The organism is Agromyces bracchium, from assembly GCF_009709675.1.
Lineage (GTDB): Bacteria > Actinomycetota > Actinomycetes > Actinomycetales > Microbacteriaceae > Agromyces > Agromyces bracchium.
Genome location: NZ_WMLB01000025.1, coordinates 16960 through 34825, shown reverse-complemented (window position 1 = coordinate 34825; position 17866 = coordinate 16960). Strand labels below are relative to the sequence as shown.

The 17866-nt window shown below is 70.7% G+C and carries 16 protein-coding genes; 8 read left to right on the top strand and 8 right to left on the bottom strand.

The genetic code is table 11. The features are described 5' to 3' along the window. Positions 1-10 precede the first annotated feature (10 nt). Genes GJ743_RS11575 through tkt form a run of 3 tightly spaced genes read right to left on the bottom strand, consistent with a single transcriptional unit; the run spans position 11 to position 4842 of the window. Positions 11-1615: a glucose-6-phosphate isomerase gene (locus GJ743_RS11575; protein ID WP_328289099.1), complete on the bottom strand. Its 1605-nt coding sequence runs from the start codon at positions 1613-1615 to the stop codon at positions 11-13. Continuing rightward, a complete protein-coding gene (tal, locus tag GJ743_RS11570) occupies positions 1612-2721 on the bottom strand; it encodes a transaldolase (RefSeq protein ID WP_155052088.1) in 1110 nt (369 codons plus the stop codon). The genes GJ743_RS11575 and tal overlap by 4 nt, the downstream gene beginning before the upstream one ends. A 24-nt stretch (positions 2722-2745) precedes the next feature. Further along, the gene (gene tkt, locus GJ743_RS11565; RefSeq protein ID WP_328289098.1) at positions 2746-4842 is read right to left on the bottom strand and encodes a transketolase; all 2097 of its coding nucleotides are present in this window, start codon (positions 4840-4842) and stop codon (positions 2746-2748) included. Positions 4843-5128: 286 nt separating this feature from the next. Here tkt and GJ743_RS11560 point away from each other — a divergent pair, with 286 nt between their 5' ends. Continuing rightward, a complete protein-coding gene (locus GJ743_RS11560) occupies positions 5129-6049 on the top strand; it encodes a heme o synthase (RefSeq protein ID WP_155052295.1) in 921 nt (306 codons plus the stop codon). A 53-nt stretch (positions 6050-6102) separates the two neighbouring features. Here the strand turns inward: GJ743_RS11560 and GJ743_RS11555 are convergent, their stop codons facing one another. Further along, positions 6103-7041, bottom strand: coding sequence for a COX15/CtaA family protein (locus GJ743_RS11555; RefSeq protein ID WP_328289097.1), 939 nt, complete (start codon positions 7039-7041; stop codon positions 6103-6105). A 245-nt stretch (positions 7042-7286) separates the two neighbouring features. On the opposite strand from GJ743_RS11555, the gene sufB reads away from it, so the two are divergent. The 6 genes from sufB to GJ743_RS11525 all read left to right on the top strand — a co-directional run bounded on the left by sufB (position 7287) and on the right by GJ743_RS11525 (position 12311). Further along, on the top strand, positions 7287-8705 hold the full coding sequence (gene sufB / locus GJ743_RS11550; RefSeq protein WP_155052087.1) for a Fe-S cluster assembly protein SufB: 1419 nt from the start codon (positions 7287-7289) through the stop codon (positions 8703-8705). A gap of 3 nt (positions 8706-8708) precedes the next feature. Beyond that, positions 8709-9890, top strand: coding sequence for a Fe-S cluster assembly protein SufD (gene sufD / locus GJ743_RS11545; protein WP_155052086.1), 1182 nt, complete (start codon positions 8709-8711; stop codon positions 9888-9890). A gap of 1 nt (position 9891) precedes the next feature. Further along, positions 9892-10218 (top strand): non-heme iron oxygenase ferredoxin subunit, encoded by a 327-nt coding sequence (locus GJ743_RS11540; RefSeq protein WP_328289096.1) that lies wholly within the window; start codon positions 9892-9894, stop codon positions 10216-10218. A gap of 65 nt (positions 10219-10283) precedes the next feature. Next, on the top strand, positions 10284-11051 hold the full coding sequence (gene sufC / locus GJ743_RS11535) for a Fe-S cluster assembly ATPase SufC (protein WP_155052085.1): 768 nt from the start codon (positions 10284-10286) through the stop codon (positions 11049-11051). 19 nt (positions 11052-11070) lie between these two features. Beyond that, a complete protein-coding gene (locus GJ743_RS11530; protein WP_092669939.1) occupies positions 11071-11400 on the top strand; it encodes a metal-sulfur cluster assembly factor in 330 nt (109 codons plus the stop codon). An 89-nt stretch (positions 11401-11489) separates the two neighbouring features. After that, positions 11490-12311, top strand: coding sequence for a methyltransferase domain-containing protein (locus GJ743_RS11525; protein ID WP_155052084.1), 822 nt, complete (start codon positions 11490-11492; stop codon positions 12309-12311). 28 nt (positions 12312-12339) lie between these two features. On the opposite strand, the gene GJ743_RS11520 is transcribed toward GJ743_RS11525, so the two are convergent. From GJ743_RS11520 to GJ743_RS11505, 4 genes are all read right to left on the bottom strand, one after another. Further along, on the bottom strand, positions 12340-12570 hold the full coding sequence (locus GJ743_RS11520) for a hypothetical protein (RefSeq protein ID WP_155052083.1): 231 nt from the start codon (positions 12568-12570) through the stop codon (positions 12340-12342). Further along, positions 12570-13016, bottom strand: coding sequence for a GNAT family N-acetyltransferase (locus tag GJ743_RS11515; protein WP_155052082.1), 447 nt, complete (start codon positions 13014-13016; stop codon positions 12570-12572). The genes GJ743_RS11520 and GJ743_RS11515 overlap by 1 nt, the downstream gene beginning before the upstream one ends. After that, complete coding sequence (valS, locus tag GJ743_RS11510) at positions 13013-15607, bottom strand: valine--tRNA ligase (RefSeq protein ID WP_155052081.1); 2595 nt, start codon at positions 15605-15607, stop codon at positions 13013-13015. The genes GJ743_RS11515 and valS overlap by 4 nt, the downstream gene beginning before the upstream one ends. Positions 15608-15798: 191 nt before the next feature. Next, complete coding sequence (locus GJ743_RS11505) at positions 15799-17139, bottom strand: MFS transporter (RefSeq protein ID WP_328289095.1); 1341 nt, start codon at positions 17137-17139, stop codon at positions 15799-15801. Positions 17140-17229: 90 nt separating this feature from the next. Here GJ743_RS11505 and GJ743_RS11500 point away from each other — a divergent pair, with 90 nt between their 5' ends. Next, positions 17230-17580, top strand: coding sequence for a GntR family transcriptional regulator (locus GJ743_RS11500; RefSeq protein WP_328289094.1), 351 nt, complete (start codon positions 17230-17232; stop codon positions 17578-17580). The last annotated feature ends 286 nt before the right edge of the window (positions 17581-17866 follow it).

Here is a 17866-nt window from a genome sequence, read left to right as displayed (position 1 = left end):
TGCTCCAGGGTCAGCCGATGGCCTCGCGCAACGACCGGAGGTCGGCGCTCGGATCGGGCAGGGTCAGTGTGAGGACCGGCCGGCCGTGCTCGGCGAGGACGGATGCGTCGCCGGAGGCCTGGGCGGTGAGGAGCTCGCCGAACGTGAACGGCCGCCCTGGGATGGGCAGGTCGTCCGTCGGTCGCTGGACGAGCTGGAGGAACACGCCGTTCGCCGGACCGCCCTTGTGGTACTGACCGGTCGAGTGGAGGAATCGCGGACCCCACCCGAACGTGACCGGGCGGCCGCTGCGGGCCGCCAGCAGGTCGCGGAGCTCGGCGAATGCGGGGTGCGCCACTCGGTCGACGTACGCCTGGACCGACAGGTACCCGTCTGCGGGGAGTTCCTCGAGCAGGACCTCGATCGCGGAGGCGAGGTCGCTGGCCGCGCCGATCACGTCGGGCGTGCCGCGGACCTCGATGCCGTCGGCGACGAACGCCGCGGGTGCCGGCTCGGGCCGGGCCTCGAGCAGGCCCCGTGCCGCGACCTTCGCCGACTCGACGTCGGGCTGGTCGAACGGGTTGATGCCGAGCAGCCGGCCGGCGACCGCCGTGGCGTACTCCCATGCGAGCAACTGCGCGCCGAGGGTCCCGGACACGCGGATCTCGCCGTCGGTGCCATCGACGAACCGTTCGGTGCCGGCGTCGTCGACGAGGCGCACGACCTGCAGGTCGGAGGGACGCGACACGAGTTCGGGCGCGTCCGGGCCGAGGACGACGGGCAGGATGCCCGTGCCCTCCTTGCCGGTCGACTCCGCGATGAGCTGCTCGGCCCAGTCGGCGAAGCCGACGATGTGGGTTCCGTCGGCGACGACCGCGAGCTTGTCCCGTCGCGGGTCGGTCGCCGCGATGGCGGCGCCGAGCACCAGGCCGGGGTTCTCGTCGGAGTCGAGCGCGAGGGCGAGTTCGATCGCCTCGGCCTCGTCGAGCAGCTCGTCGAGGTCGACGCCGGCGAGGCCGGTCGGCACGAGGCCGAACGCCGTGAGCGCCGAGTAGCGCCCGCCGACCGTCGGGTCGGCGGTGAAGACCCGGTACCCGGCGGCGCGTGCGGATTCCTCGAGCGGCGAGCCCGGGTCGGTGACGACCACGATGCGCGTCGCGGGATCGATGCCCGCGTCGGCGAACGCCTGCTCATAGGCGCGCCGCTGCGAATCGGTCTCGACGGTCGAGCCGGACTTCGACGCGACGACGAGCACCGTCCGCTCGATCCGGTCGGCGAGTGCCGCGCGCACCTGGTCGGGTTCCGTCGAGTCGAGCACCGTGAGGTTCGCGCCCGCGGTCCGGGCGATGACCTCCGGGGCGAGCGAGGACCCGCCCATGCCCGCGAGCACGACGTGATCGACGCCGCGCGCGCGGAGTTCGTCGCGGAGCGCCGCGATCTCGGGCAGGAGGGGACGCGAGACCGCGATGGCCTCGGTCCACCCGAGCCGCTTCGCGGCCTCCTCCTCGGCGGCCGGCCCCCAGAGGCTCGAATCGAGCACGGTGATGCCCGTCGCCACACGGTCGGCCACCAGGCGCGGCACGGTCCGTCGCACCGCGTCGGCCGCAGGGCCGTTCACGGAGATGCGGACATTCACCGAGCTGCCTCCAGGGCGGAACGCACGGTCTCGAGCAGCTCGTTCCACGAGACGATGAACTTGTCGACGCCCTCGCGCTCGAGGAGCTCGGTCACGTCGTCGTACTCGACGCCGACGCTCGCGAGGGCGTCGAGCACCCGGCCCGCCTCGGCGAACGCGCCGGTCACGGTGTCGCCCTCGACGACGCCGTGGTCGAAGGTCGCCTCGAGCGTCTTCTCGGGCATCGTGTTGACGACGCCGTGGGCCACGAGCTCCGTCACGTAGAGCGTGTCGGGCAGCGCCGGGTCCTTCACGCCGGTCGAGGCCCACAGCGGGCGCTGCCGGTTCGCGCCGGCGTCGAGCAGTGCGACCGCGCGCGGCGCGGCGAACTGCTGGAGGTAGAGCTCGTACGCGAGGCGCGCGTTGGCGACGCCGGCCCGGCTCTTCAGCGCGATCGCCTCCGGTGAGCCGATCGCCTCGAGCCGCTTGTCGATCTCGGTGTCGACGCGCGAGACGAAGAACGAGGCCACCGAGTGGATGGTCGACAGGTCGATGCCGGCCGCCTTGGCCTGCTCGAGGCCGGTGAGGTACGCGTCGATGACCTCGCGGTACCGGTCGAGGCTGAAGATCAGGGTCACGTTGACGCTGATGCCCGCTCCGATCGCCGCGGTGATCGCGGGCAGGCCCGCGCGCGTGGCGGGGATCTTGATCATGACGTTGGGGCGGTCGACCTTGTCCCAGAGGCGGTGCGCCTCGGCGATCGTCGCCTCGGTCTCGTTCGCGAGGTCGGGCGAGACCTCGATCGACACCCGGCCGTCGTAGCCGTCGGTGCGGTCGTAGACCGGCCGGAAGTGGTCGGCTGCGTCGCGCACGTCGTCGGTCGTGATCTCGAAGACCGCGCGGTCGACGTCGGCGCCGTCGGCCGCGAGGGCGGCGACCTGGTCGCGGTACGCCTCGCCCTTCGCGAGGGCGCCGGCGAAGATGGTCGGGTTGGTGGTCACGCCGACGACGTCGCGCTCGGCGATGAGCCGCTCGAGGCCGCCCGAGACGATGCGCTCGCGCGAGAGGTCGTCGAGCCAGATGCTGACGCCGGCCTGGGACAGGGCGGCGGTGGGAGTGGTGCTCATGATGAATGTCTCCTTCGTGCTCGGTCAGTTCGACGCGAGCGATTCCTTCGCGGCGGCCACGACGTGCTCAGGCGTGATGCCGAACTCGCGGAAGAGGGTCTTGTAGTCGGCGGATGCGCCGAAGTGCTCGATCGAGACGGCGCGCCCGCGCGTGCCGAGGTAGCGGTACCAGGTGAGCGCGAGGCCGGCCTCGACGCTGACGCGCGCGGTGACCGAACTCGGGAGCACGGACTCGCGGTACGCGGCATCCTGCTCCTCGAACCATTCGAGGCTCGGCGCCGACACGACGCGGGCCGACACGCCCTCGGCGGCGAGCTGCTCGCGCGCGGCGAGCGCGACCTGCACCTCCGAACCCGTGGCGATCAGGATCACGTCGGGCGTGCCGGAGGCCGCCTCGGCGAGGACGTACGCGCCCTTCGCGACGTTCGAGGCCGCAGCGAGTGTGTCCCCGGATGCCGCGCCCTCGCCACGCTCGAACACGGGGATGTTCTGGCGGGTCAGCGCGATGCCCGCGGGCCCGCCGCGGCGCTTCAGGATCTCGAGCCACGCGTACGCGGTCTCGTTCGCGTCGCCGGGGCGCACGACCGAGAGGTGCGGGATGGCGCGGAGGGAGCTCAGCTGCTCGATCGGCTGGTGCGTGGGGCCGTCCTCGCCGAGCGCGACCGAGTCGTGGGTCCAGACGAAGATCGACGGGATCTGCATGAGTGCCGCGAGTCGGACGGCGGGCCGCATGTAGTCGCTGAAGATCAGGAACGTGCCGCCGAACGCGCGCGTCTTTCCGTGCAGCACGATGCCGTTCAGGATCGAGGCCATGGCGTGCTCGCGGATGCCGAAGTGCAGCACCCGCCCGTACCGGTTGCCGGGGAACTCGTGCGTCGAGTGCTCGGCCGGGATGAACGAGGGCGCGCCGTTGATCGTCGTGAGGTTCGACTCGGCGAGGTCGGCCGATCCGCCCCACAGCTCGGGCAGCTGCGCGGCGAGCGCGTTGATGACCTTGCCCGACGCGGCACGCGTCGAGACCTCGGTGCCGCCCTCGAAGACCGGCAGCGCCGCCTCGAGGCCGTCGGGCAGCTCGCCCGCCTCGAGCCGGTCGAGCAGCGCCTTGCGCTCGGGGTTCGCGGCCGCCCAGGCCTCGAACGAGGCATCCCACGACTGCTTGGCCTCGGCCGCGCGATCGCGCGCATTGGTGCGCGTGCGCTCGATGACCTCGTCGGCGACGACGAAGTTCTGCTCGGGGTCGAAGCCGAGCACCTCCTTCGTCGCGGCGAGCTCCTCGGCGCCCAGCGCCGAGCCGTGGATCTTGCCCGTGTTCTGCTTCTTCGGGGCGGGCCAGCCGATGATCGTCTTCAGGATGATGATCGAGGGCTTGCCGGTCTCGGCCTTCGCGGCCTCGACGGCGTCGTTCAGCTCGGCGACGTCTTCGACGTACTCGCCCGTCTTCTTCCAGTCGACCGTCTGCACGTGCCATCCGTACGCCTCGTAGCGCTTGGCGACGTCTTCGGTGAAGGCGATGTCGGTGTCGTCCTCGATCGAGATCTGGTTCGAGTCGTAGAACACGACGAGGTTGCCGAGCTGCTGGTGGCCGGCGAGCGAGGAGGCCTCGCTCGTCACGCCCTCCTCGAGGTCGCCGTCGGAGGCGATCACGTAGATGTGGTGGTCGAACGGGCTCTCGCCGGCGGGCGCCTCGGGGTCGAACAGGCCGCGCTCGTACCGGGACGCGTAGGCGAACCCGACCGCGGACGCGAGGCCCTGGCCGAGCGGTCCGGTCGTGATCTCGACGCCGGCCGTGTGGCCGTACTCGGGGTGGCCGGGGGTCTTCGAACCCCACGTGCGGAGGGCCTCGAGGTCGGCGAGCTCGAGGCCGTCGCCGGCGAGGTAGAGCTGGACGTACTGCGTCAGCGAGCTGTGGCCCGCGGAGAGGATGAAGCGGTCCCGCCCGAGCCAGTCGTGATCGGCCGGGTCACGGCGCATCACCTTCTGGAAGAGCAGGTACGCGACGGGAGCGAGGCTCATCGCCGTGCCGGGGTGGCCGTTGCCGACCTTCTCCACGGCGTCGGCGGCGAGCACGCGCGCCGTGTCGACCGCGCGATCGTCGATGGGGTCCCAGTGCAGAGTTGCCACGGGTTGGGGTTCCTTCCGGTCGTGACGGCGTCGGGGAGCCTCTCCATTCGGCTCCCGGACCCGCCGGGAAACGCGACGGCGCGGTGGAGCCCGGGACCGATCCGGTCATGCGTCAGGTGGAGTAGCACGTCGAATCCGCGCCACCGGGCGCGCTGGGTTCAGTATATGGAGTAGCCCTCACTCTATGACGGGGCTTGACGCGTCCGTCCGGCGACGATCGGATGGCCTAGAATCGAACGGGTTGCGCGCGCCCCGCCTCGTCGGCGCGCGCCCGGAAGAGGAACACATGCAGGCCGCGCCGACCATCCGTGACGCTCGACGGACGACGAACGTGCGACGCAAGGTCGCCGCGTACGTCGCGCTCACCAAGCCCCGGGTGATCGAGCTGCTCCTGGTGGTGACCGCGCCGACCATGATCCTCGCCTCGAACGGGCTGCCCGACGTCTGGCTGCTCCTCGCCACCCTCGTGGGCGGCGCGATGAGCGCCGGGTCCGCCGGCGCCTTCAACTGCTACATCGACCGCGACATCGACCGGGTCATGAAGCGCACGAAGGGGCGCCCGCTCGTCACGGGCGAGCTCACCGACCGCGAGGCCCTCGTCTTCGCGTACGCGCTCGGCGCGGCATCCATCGTCTGGCTCTGGGTGTTCGCCAACTGGCTCGCCGCACTGCTCTCGCTGGCCGCGATCCTGCTCTACGTCGTCTTCTACAGCCTGATCCTGAAGCGTCGCACGGCGCAGAACATCGTCTGGGGCGGCGTCGCCGGCTGCATGCCGGTGCTCATCGGCTGGGCGGCGGTGACCGAGAGCCTCAGCTGGGCGCCGTTCATCCTGTTCCTCATCATCTTCCTCTGGACCCCGCCGCACTACTGGCCGCTGTCCATGAAGTACAAGGACGACTACGCCGCCGCCGGCGTGCCGATGCTCGCGGTCGTGCGCGGCCGCGCGCAGGTGGGCCTGCAGGTCATCCTGTACGCCTACGCGACGGTCGCCGCGTCACTGCTGCTCATCCCGGTCGCCGGCATGGGGCTGCTCTACTCGAGCGTCGCGCTCGTCGCCGGCGTGTGGTTCGTCGCCGAGTGCCACCGCCTTTACAACCTCGCGATCCGCGGCCAGGAAGTCTCGCCGATGCGGGTCTTCCACGGGTCGATCGTCTACCTGTCGCTGCTCTTCCTCGCGGTGGGCGTCGACCCGCTGCTGCCATTCTGAACGACGGCGACCGCGACGGCGATCCTGCCGACGCTCCGCCGTGAGAACGGTCGTCAGCGAGCGGATGCCGCCACGGCCGGGGCGCCGGCGGAGGCATCCGTCGCCACCGGGCGCTTGAGCTTCAGCACGACGACGGTCATCGCTGCGGCCATGAGCGCGGCGAGGACCATGTGCACGCCCACCGCGAGCGGCGGGAGGCCGTTGCGGGCCTGGTAGAGGCCGACGGCGATCTGCACGATCTCCACCCCGAGGAGCACGAGCGTCCAGCGCGAGACCGGGAGCCGCAGGCGCCACGCGGCGATCGCGAGCACCACGGTCAGCGCGAAGAGCGCGTACCCGGGCCACGCGTGCACGTGCTCCAGCACCTCGGCGTTGAAGCCCGTGCGTCCGGCGTCGGCATCGCCCGAGTGCGGGCCGGAGGCGGTCGTGAGCACGCCGAACGCGATCGAGATCGCGAGCACCGCGGTCGTGAGGTGCGTGAGGATCGCGAACCATCGGGGGACCGCGAGTTCGCGCGGACCGGGCGTCGCATCCAGGCGCACGAGGTAGGCCGCCGTCACGCAGACGAGTGCGAGCGAGGCCACGTAGTGGAAGCCGACGATGAACGGGTTCAGGCCCGTCCAGACCGTGATGCCGCCGACGATCGCCTGCGCGACGATGCCGAGCAGCACGACGAGGGCGAGCCTCCAGAGGTCGCGCCGCTCGCGGCGCAGGCGCCAGATCGAGAGCAGCACGAGCAGGGCGACGATGCCGACGACGCCGGTCATGAGGCGGTTGCCGAACTCGATGACGCCGTGGATGCCCATCTCGGGCGTCGTGACGAGCGAATCGGCCGTGCACATGGGCCAGGTCGGGCAGCCGAGGCCCGACCCGGTCAGCCGCACCGCTCCGCCGGTGGCGATGATGATCGTCTGGGCGAGGAAGGACAGCCACGCGACGACGCGGACTCGCCGGTCGATGCGGTCGGGCAGCCAGGCGGTGACGCGGTTCACGGCTCGTCGGGTTCCTGATCCGGGTCGGAGTGGGAGGGTTCTGGGAGTCGGGACTCCGGGACCTTCGACCCTATAGACTTGATTGGTTGATGCGACCCGTCGCGCTCGCGCGCGCGGAACATCACCATTGTAGGTTCGCGACGAAGCCACCCGCACATCACCCCACGACCGAACCGGCACCTCGACCGGAAGGCCGGGGGTGGGCCGGACTGATAGCCGGTACGCGGGAGGAGAAGAGGGAGAGCATGACGGACGTACTCATCGACCGCCCCGAGTTGGAGGGGCTCGGCACGTACGAGTTCGGCTGGTCCGACTCCGACGTGGCCGGAGCATCCGCTCGCCGCGGCCTGTCGCCCGAAGTGGTGGCCGACATCTCGCAGCTGAAGGACGAGCCCGAGTGGATGCTGCAGCGTCGCATGCGTGGCCTGCAGCTCTTCGACCGCAAGCCCATGCCGTCCTGGGGCGCCGACCTGTCGGAGATCGACTTCGAGAACATCAAGTACTTCGTCCGGTCCACGGAGAAGCAGGCGCAGACCTGGGAGGACCTCCCCGAGGACATCCGCAACACCTACGAGCGCCTCGGCATCCCCGAGGCCGAGCGCCAGCGCCTCGTCGCGGGCGTCGCCGCCCAGTACGAGTCCGAGGTCGTCTACCACCAGATCCGTGAGGACCTGGAGGAGCAGGGCGTCATCTTCCTCGACACCGACACGGCGCTGAAGGAGCACCCCGAGTTCTTCGAGGAGTACTTCGGCACGGTCATCCCGGCGGGCGACAACAAGTTCGCCGCGCTGAACACCGCCGTCTGGTCGGGCGGGTCGTTCGTCTACGTCCCGAAGGGCGTGCACGTCGAGATCCCGCTCCAGGCCTACTTCCGGATCAACACCGAGAACATGGGCCAGTTCGAGCGGACCCTGATCATCGCCGACGAGGACAGCTACGTCCACTACATCGAGGGCTGCACCGCCCCGATCTACAAGTCCGACTCGCTGCACTCGGCCGTCGTCGAGATCATCGTGAAGAAGAACGCCCGCGTGCGCTACACGACGATCCAGAACTGGTCGAACAACGTCTACAACCTCGTCACCAAGCGTGCGGTCGCCCATGAGGGCGCCACCATGGAGTGGGTCGACGGCAACATCGGCTCCAAGGTGACGATGAAGTACCCGTCGATCTTCCTCATGGGCGAGCACGCCAAGGGCGAGACCCTCTCGGTCGCGTTCGCGGGCCCGGGCCAGCACCAGGACGCCGGCGCGAAGATGATCCACATGGCGCCGTACACGCAGTCGTCGATCGTCTCGAAGTCGATCGCGCGCGGCGGCGGCCGTGCGGGCTACCGCGGCGAGGTGCGGGTGGATGCCAATGCGCACCACTCCGCGAACACCGTGCGCTGCGACGCGCTCCTGGTCGACACCATCTCGCGCTCCGACACCTACCCGGCGATCGACATCCGCGTCGACGACGTGCAGCTCGGCCACGAGGCGACCGTCTCGAAGGTCAGCGAGGAGCAGCTCTTCTACCTGATGTCGCGCGGCCTCCCCGAGGACGAGGCGATGGCCATGATCGTGCGCGGCTTCATCGAGCCGATCGCGCGCGAGCTGCCCATGGAGTACGCGATGGAACTCAACAAGCTCATCGAGATGGGCATGGAAGGATCGGTCGGCTAACCGATGAGCACCGCGATGCAGAGCACCGCCCTGCCCACCCCCGAGCAGCACGGCATCCGTGCGCACTCCGACGGCCCGATCGTGCCCGTCCAGACGCGTTCCGAGCGGTTCCGCTCGACCGACGTCGCCGACTTCGCGCCCATCACCGGCCGAGAGCACGAGTGGAAGTACTCGCCCGTCGCCGCGTTCGCCGACCTCACCTCGGGTGAGCTCGACGGCTCGCGCGTCGAGGTCGAGGCGACGGATGCCACGGGCGTCTCCCTCTCCTGGATCCCGCGCGACGACGCCCGCGTCGGCCGTGCCGGCACCCCGGAGGAGCGCGCGTCGGCGAACGCCTGGTCGAGCTTCGGCGAGGCGCTGCTCGTCGAGGTCGCCGGCGAGGAGGCGAAGACCGTCACCGTGACCCGCTCGGGACTCGGCACGGCCCCGCGCGCCGCCCACACCGTCATCGAGGCCGCGCCCTTCAGTCAGGCACTCGTCGTGCTGCGCGGCATCGGCGACGCCCGGCTCACCGAGAACGTCGAGGTCGTCGTCGGCGAGGGCGCGAACCTCACCGTCGTCTCCCTCCAGGAGTGGACCGACGAGTCGGTCCACCTCGCGAGCCACTTCGCGCGCATCGGCCGCGACGCCAAGCTCAAGCACATCGTCGTCTCCCTCGGCGGGAAGGTCGTGCGGGTGAACCCGTCGACGCACCTCGCCGAGCAGGGCGCCGACGTCGAGGCGCTCGGACTCTACTTCTCCGACGCCGGCCAGCACCTCGAGCAGCAGGTCTTCGTCCACCACGACGCCCCGCACACGCGCTCGCGCGTGACGTACAAGGGCGCCCTGCAGGGCGAGGGCGCGCGCAGCGTCTGGATCGGCGACGTGCTCATCGGCAACACGGCGACCGGTACCGACAGCTACGAGCAGAACCGCAACCTGGTGCTCACCGACGGCACGCGCGCCGACTCGGTCCCGAACCTCGAGATCGAGACGGGCGACATCGAGGGCGCCGGCCACGCGTCGGCGACCGGCCGGTTCGACGATGAGCAGCTGTTCTACCTGCAGGCTCGCGGCATCCCGGAGGACGAGGCGCGCCGTCTCGTCGTGCGCGGCTTCCTCGCCGAGGTCGTGCAGCAGATCGGCGACGCCGAACTCGAGGAGCGTCTCATCCGGGCGCTCGAAGCGGAACTCCAGGGGAGCTGACGTGGCATCCACTCGCGTGTGCGGGGTCGACGACCTCGCGACCAATGAGGCGCAGAAGTTCGTCGTCGACGGCGTGCCGATCGCTGTCGTGAAGGACGCGGCCGGCGACATCTTCGCCATCGGCGACACCTGCACCCACGGCGACATCTCGCTCTCCGAGGGATTCGTCGAGGACGACACGCTCGAGTGCTGGGCCCACGGCTCGAAGTTCTCCCTCCTCACGGGCAAGCCGCTCACGCTGCCGGCGTACGAGCCCGTGCCCGTCTACCAGGTCGAGATCACCGACGGGGGCGTCTTCATCGACCCCGCGGTGAAGCTCGCCGTCTGACCACCGACTCCCATGAACTCCCGGCCCGAGCGGCCGGCCACCAACGAAAGAGACACCGAATCACCATGTCCGTGCTCGAGATCAAGAACCTGCACGTCAACGTCGAGACCGACCAGGGCACCCGCGAGATCCTCCGCGGCGTCGACCTGACCATCCGCGAGGGCGAGATCCACGCGATCATGGGGCCGAACGGCTCCGGCAAGTCGACGCTCGCCTACACGATCGCCGGCCACCCGAAGTACACCGTCGTCGAGGGCGAGATCCTGCTCGACGGCGAGAACGTGCTCGAGATGTCGGTCGACGAGCGCGCCCGCGCGGGCATGTTCCTCGCCATGCAGTACCCGGTCGAGATCCCGGGCGTCACGGTCACGAACTTCCTCCGCACCGCCAAGACCGCGATCGACGGCGAGGCGCCCTCGATCCGCACCTGGCTGAAGGACGTGCGCGGCGCGATGACGAACCTCAAGATGGACTCGGCCTTCGCCGAGCGCAACGTCAACGAGGGCTTCTCGGGCGGCGAGAAGAAGCGCAACGAGATCCTCCAGCTCGAGCTGCTGAAGCCCAAGTTCGCGGTGCTCGACGAGACCGACTCGGGCCTCGACGTCGACGCGCTGAAGGTCGTCTCCGAGGGCGTCAACCGCGCGCACGCGAACACCGGCCTCGGCATCCTGCTCATCACCCACTACACGCGGATCCTGCGCTACATCAAGCCCGACTTCGTGCACGTGTTCGTCGCGGGCAAGATCGCCGAGCAGGGCGGCCCCGAGCTCGCCGACCGCCTCGAGGAGGAGGGCTACGACCGCTACCACGTCGCCGAGTCGGCGACGCAGTAGTCGGGCGTAGGCTGAACGCATGGTCACCTCACTCGCACCCGAGCGCTTCGACGAGATCAGTGAGGCGCTGAAGGATGTCGTCGACCCCGAGCTGGGCGTCAACATCGTCGACCTCGGGCTCATCTACGACCTGAACTGGGACGACGAGCACGATGCGCTCGTCATCAACATGACCCTGACGAGCGCGGGCTGCCCGCTGACCGACGTCATCGAGGAGCAGACCGCCGAGGCACTCGACGGCACCGTCGAGCGGTTCCGCATCAACTGGGTGTGGATGCCGCCGTGGGGTCCCGAGCGGATCACGGACGACGGGCGCGACATGATGCGCGCGCTCGGCTTCGCGATCTGAGTCTTCGATCGATGAGGGAGGTCCCGGACGGGGCCTCCCTCGTTTCTTTTCCCGGCGCGTCGGGGCCCGTGGAGGCATAGGCTCGGGTCATGCAGCACACCGCGGCGTCGACCCGCGACGCATACATGCACGGCCACCACGAGAGCGTCCTCCGCGTGCACGAATGGCGCACGGTCGACAACTCCGCGGCCTACCTCGCCCCGCACCTCCGCGAGGGGATGCGGGTGCTCGACATCGGCAGCGGGCCTGGCTCCATCACGCTCGACCTCGCGCGCCGCGTGCGTCCGGGGCACGTCGTCGGCGTCGACGCCTCCGAGGAGGTCGTCGCGCGTGCGCAGGGCCTCGCGGAGAGCGAGGGCGTGCCGAACGCCGAGTTCCGTACGGGCGATGCCTACCGCCTCGACTTCCCCGACGGCGTGTTCGACGTCGTGCACGCGCATCAGGTGCTCCAGCACCTGGCTCGCCCGATCGACGCGCTGCGGGAGTTCCGGCGCGTGCTGCGGCCGGGTGGTCTGCTCGCCGCGCGCGACGTCGACTACGGCGGCGTGATCTGGAGTCCGGAGGCGCCTGAGCTGCTGCGGTGGCGTGAGCTGAACGAGCTCGTCTGCGCGTGGAACGGCGGCGACGGCAACGCCGGCCGCCACCTCACGCGCTGGGCGCGTGCGGCCGGGTTCGCCGAGGTCGAGGCGAGCGGCTCGGTCTGGGTGTTCGCGTCGGACCGCGATCGGGAGTGGTGGGGCGGCAACTGGGCCGAGCGCGCGCTCGAGTCGACCTTCGCCGCCCACGCGATCGAATCGGGCCACGCCTCGCGCACGGAGCTCGAGGCGATCTCAGCGGCCTGGCGTCGGTGGGCGGCCGACCCGGACGGGTGGTTCCTCATGCCGCACGGCGAGATCCTCGCCCGGGTGTAGATCGCACCGGACGCCCCTGCCGGGCGTGCTACCAGTCGTCGCCGTCGTCGCCCGCGCCCTGGCCGCCCGGGGCTTCGAGCGTCACGACCGTGCCGTCATCGAGCTCGGCGATCGGCCGGCCTTCGAGCCAGGTGAGGGTCCAGTGCCGGCCGGCGCCGTCGGGCGTGCCCGACTCCGCCGCGACGATTCCCGGTCGCAGTTCCATGGGCACCGATCGCGGCGGCTCGTCCCCGAAGGCCCAGCGTGTTCCGAGTTGCATCAGAGCTCCATCTCGAAGACGACGGCGGGGGAGCGGCGCGCGATCTCGTCGGAGAGCCGCAGGCCCTCGGCGTCGCTAGGATCGGTCGCCCACGTGATGCGGGTGGCGTGCAGCTCGGCCGCGAGCGTGCGCACGTGCTCGAGCAGGCGCCCGGCGACGCCGGCTCCGCGGTGCGCCTCGACGACGAAGAGGTCGTCGACGACGATGCCGGTGCTGGCGTCGAGCGTGCGCGGCTCGGGGTGCGCGTGGACCAGACCGACGAGGTTCCCCTCGTCGTCGACCGCGACGGCGGCGCGGAGCGCATTGCGCGGCTCCTGGATCCAGCTCCACACGATGAGCGCCTTGGTGTCGTCGAGCCGTCGCCCGCGACTGGTGCAGTACGCGTCGAAGAGCGGAAGCCAGGCGAAGAAGTCGTTCTCGGCGACCTCCCGGACGGTCACGTTCATGCGCTCGCCTCCTCCTGCGGGATCTCCAGCACGACGTCGCGCACCTCGAGCACCTCGGCCTCGGCGAAGCCGAGGTCGCCGATGCGTCCGACGGCGCGCAGGTCGCCCTCGGCCGAGGCGAGGAGGGCCGTCGCGGCGGCGGGTGCGGCGATCACGGCGCTCGCCACCGGCGTCTTCTGCGAGGCCTTCGCGTCGGTCTTCGCGCGGCGGATGCCGGTGAGGGCGAGGCTCGCGAGCTCGAGGAGCTCCACGCCCGCCTCGCCGCGTGCGGCGAGCTCCTCGACGGCCGGCCACGCGGCCCGGTGCACCGAGCCCTCGTTCGACCAGCTCCACGCCTCCTCGGCGGCGTACGGGATCACGGGCGCGAAGAGGCGCAGCAGCACGCTGAGCGCGGTCTTCAGCGCGGCGACGGCCGAGGCCTGCTCGGGGCTCGCCTCGCCGTACGCGCGCTCCTTGACGAGCTCGAGGTAGTCGTCGCAGAACGTCCAGAAGAACGTCTCCGAGACCTCGAGGGCGCGGGCGTGGTCGTACGACTCGAGCGCCCGCGTCGCCTGCTCGACGACCGTCGCGAGCCCGGCGAGCATGCTGCGGTCGACAGGCACCGTGACCGCGGCATCCGCTGCGCCGTCGAAGGTGAGGATGAACTTGGCGGCGTTCAGGACCTTGATGGCGAGGCGCCGGCCGATCTTCACCTGCGTCGGGTTCTGCGGGTCGAAGGCCGCGTCGGTGCCGAGGCGCGAGGATGCTGCCCAGTAGCGCACCGCGTCGGCGCCGTGCTGGTCGAGGAGGCCGGCGGGCGTCACGACGTTGCCCTTCGACTTCGACATCTTCTTGCGGTCGGGGTCGACGATGAAGCCGGAGATGGCCGCGTTCGTCCACGGCGCGACGCCGTGCTCGAGCTCGGCGCGCAGCGCGGTCGAGAAGAGCCACGTGCGGATGATGTCCTGGCCCTGCGGACGCAGCGAGTACGGGAAGAGCAGGTCGAACAGCTCCGGGTCGCGCTCCCAGCCGGCCGCGAGCTGCGGCGTGAGCGACGAGGTCGCCCACGTGTCCATGATGTCGTGCTCACCGACGAAGCCGCCCGGCTGGTCGCGCTGCGCCTCGTCGTACCCGGGCGCGGGCGTCGACGAGGGGTCGACCGGCAGCATCTCGCGGGGCGCGATGATCGGCTGGTCGTGCACCGGGTTGCCGTCGGCGTCGATCGGGTACCAGACGGGGATCGGCACGCCGAAGAACCGCTGGCGCGAGATGAGCCAGTCGCCGGACAGCCCGCCGACCCAGTTCTCGTAGCGCACGCGCATGAAGTCGGGGTGCCAGTCGATCTCGCGGCCGCGCTGCACGAGTCGATCGCGCAGGCCCGCGTCGCGAGCGCCGTTCACGATGTACCACTGGCGCGTCGACACGATCTCGAGCGGGCGGTCGCCCTTCTCGTAGAACTTCACGGGGTGCGTGATCGCCTTGGGGTCGGCGAGCAGGTCGCCCGACTCGCGGAGGAGCTCCACGACGGCCTGCTTGGCCGAGAACGCGGTCTTACCCGCGAGCTTCGCGTACGCCTCGCGGCCGGCCTCGCTCGTGATCGCCTCGGGCGCCTCGGCGATGATGCGGCCGTCGAAGCCGATGATCGCGCGGTTGGGCAGGTCGAGCTCGCGCCACCACACGACGTCGGTCACGTCGCCGAAGGTGCAGATCATGGCGATGCCGGTGCCCTTGTCCTTCTGCGCGAGGTGGTGCGCCACGACGGGCACCTCGACGCCGAACAACGGCGTGGTCACGGTCGTGCCGAACAGCGGCTGGTACCGCTCGTCGTCGGGGTGGGCCACGAGCGCCACGCACGCGGGGATCAGCTCGGGACGGCTCGTCTCGATCTCGATGTGGCCGCCGTCGGGCTTCGCGAACGCCACGCGGTGGTAGTGGCCCGGCTGCTCCCGGTCCTCCAGCTCGGCCTGCGCGACCGCGGTGCGGAACGTGATGTCCCACAGCGTCGGCGCGAGCGCCTGGTAGGCCTCGCCGCGCTCGACGTTCTTCACGAACGCGAGCTGCGACGTGAAGAGCGCCTCGTCGGCGATGGTGCGGTAGGTCTGGGTCCAGTCGACCGACAGCGCGAGCTGGCGGAAGAGCGCCTCGAACTGCTGCTCGTCCTCTGCGGTGAGGCGCTCGCACAGCTCGATGAAGTTGCGGCGGCTGATCGGCACCTGGTCGGCCGGCTTGATGGTCTTGCCCTCGGTGCCCTCGTGCGGCGGCGTGAAGTCGGGCACGTACGGCAGCGACGGGTCGCAGCGCACGCCGTAGTAGTTCTGCACGCGGCGTTCGGTCGGCAGGCCGTTGTCGTCCCAGCCCATCGGGTAGAAGACGTGCTTGCCGCGCATGCGCTGGAAGCGGGCGACGACGTCGGTGTGCGTGAACGAGAACACGTGCCCGATGTGCAGCGACCCGGAGGCGGTGGGCGGCGGCGTGTCGATCGAGTAGACGTGCTCGCGGGTCGCGCCGTCACGCTCGAACCGGTACGTGCCCTCGGTCTCCCAGACGCCGCCCCACTTGGTCTCGAGGCCCTCGAGGGCGGGCTTGTCGGGAATGCGCGCGGTGTCGGTCATGATGCTCCGGTTCGGTATGTGCGGCACCGAGTCCATTGGGGTGCCTGAATGTGCGACAGTCAAGCCTACCGGAGTCGGGGGAATCCGCCGTGACCGGCGGGGATGCGGGTGCCGGGGCGGCCCACGACGACGGGGGCGGATGCCGCGGGCTCGCGCCGCGGCATCCGCCCCCGTTCTCGGGCCGACCGGACTCAGACGGTCGCGGGCTCGACCTCCAGGCCGTCCTCGGAGATCGGCGCGCGCCGCATGCGCGCGGCCGCCCACGCGGAGACCAGCGTGATCGCCGAGAGCAGCGCGAGCACCACGCCCGGGTGCCACCAGACGTAGCCGGTCGACTCGCCGAGCAGCGTGGTGACGAGCGGGATGAATCCGCTGACCGCCGCCGCGACCGCGTACGCGACCGAGAGCGCCGAGTAGCGGTAGTGATCGGCGAAGAGGTCGTTCATGAGCCCGCCGAGCGCGGCCCACGACATGGTCGGCAGGATGCCGCCGACGATCATCGTGCCCACGAGCACCGGGAAGCTCGCGAACTGCAGCAGCCAGTACATCGGGAACGTGATGAGCAGCGTCCCGAGCGCGCCGTAGGCGACGACCTTCGCCGAGCCGACGCGGGTCGCCCACCAGCCGAACAGCGGGATGGTGACGAGCTGGAGGAGCCCGCCGATCGTCGTCGCGACGAGCAGGTCCTGGAAGGTGAAGCCGAGCGTCGTCACGCCGTAGTTGATCGTGTACGTGTTCATCAGCGAGTACGAGCCGATGCCGAGCAGGGCCGCGCCGAACGCGATGACGAGCGCGGTGGGCTGCGCTCGGAACATCGTGGCGAACGGCACGCGGTCGCGGCGCTGCTCCGAGACGACGGCCTTGAAGACCGGGGTCTCGTCGATCGAGAGGCGGAGGTACAGCGAGACGGCGAGGAGCGGGATCGCGAGGAGGAACGGGATGCGCCAGCCCCACGCCGCGAGCTCCTCGGCCGGGAGCGCGAGGGTCATCACGATGAAGACGACCGCGGAGAGGATCGACCCGACGGGGGAGCCGAGCTGCGGCACCGCGGCGTAGAACGCACGCTTGACGGGGCTCGAGTGCTCGGTCGCGAGGAGGATCGAGCCGCCCCATTCGCCGCCGAGGGAGAGGCCCTGCGCGACGCGGAGGAGGACGAGGAGCACGGCGCCGAGCCATCCGGCCTGCGCGTACGTCGGAAGGAGGCCGATGAGGCCCGTCGCGACGCCCATGATGCCGACCGTCCAGAGCAGCGTCGCGCGTCGGCCGAGCCGGTCGCCCATGTGGCCGAAGATCGCGGCGCCGAGCGGGCGCACCACGAACGCGACGCCGATCGTGGCGAACGCGGCGAGCGTGCCGCCGAACTGCCCGAGCGGGTCGAAGAACAGCGGGCCGATGAAGTACGCGCTGAAGTAGGCGAACACGTAGAAGTCGAACGACTCGAGCGACGTGCCGATCATGGACGCCCAGGCGACGCGCCGGACGGGCGACGAGGAGGCGGGAAGGGAAGCGGGGGATGGGGCTTCGGAGGTCACGTCGAGCCATCCTGACAGCGCGCGGATGCCTCGACAAGCCGATTGCGACAGTTGTGATGCTCCGACGAGCACAACTGGTACGCTCGGCGCGTGCGCATCGCCATCGATCCCGCGGCCCCGGGGCCGATCTTCGAACGGCTCGCCGACGCCCTGCGCGCCGCGATCGTCGACGGGCGGATCGGGTTCGGCGAGCGACTGCCGCCCGCGCGCGGGCTCGCCGGCCAGCTCGGGGTCAACGTGAACACCGCGCTCCGCGCCTACCGCCTGCTCCGCGACGAGGGGTTCATCGAGCTGCACCCCGGCCGGGGCGCGACGGTCGCGAAACGGCTCGGCCACCACACTGCGCTGGCGGGAGCCATCCACGACCTCGTCGACGAGGCGCGGCTGAACGGCGTCGACCGGGAGGCGCTGCTCGCGCTCGTCCGCGAGGCCTGGCGCTAGCGCCCCGCCCCGCCGCCGGCCCTGTCGCGACCGGGCGCGCGCCGCGCCGGAGCGCGCGGTACCATTGACGGCAGCGACGTCGATCCGGCCATCACCGGGGAGTCTTCGGAAGAACGCGGAACGGGTGCCCAGGCATCCGGCCCGTCAGTAGAACCGAACGGGTCCAGCCCGTCACAGCTGACGAACGAGAGGTTCCGGCATCGCCGGGGCAAGCGGGGTGGTACCGCGGTGGAGCTCGACGAGCCAGCCGTCCTCGTGAACCGGCGAGATCCAGCAGGAGCGAGCG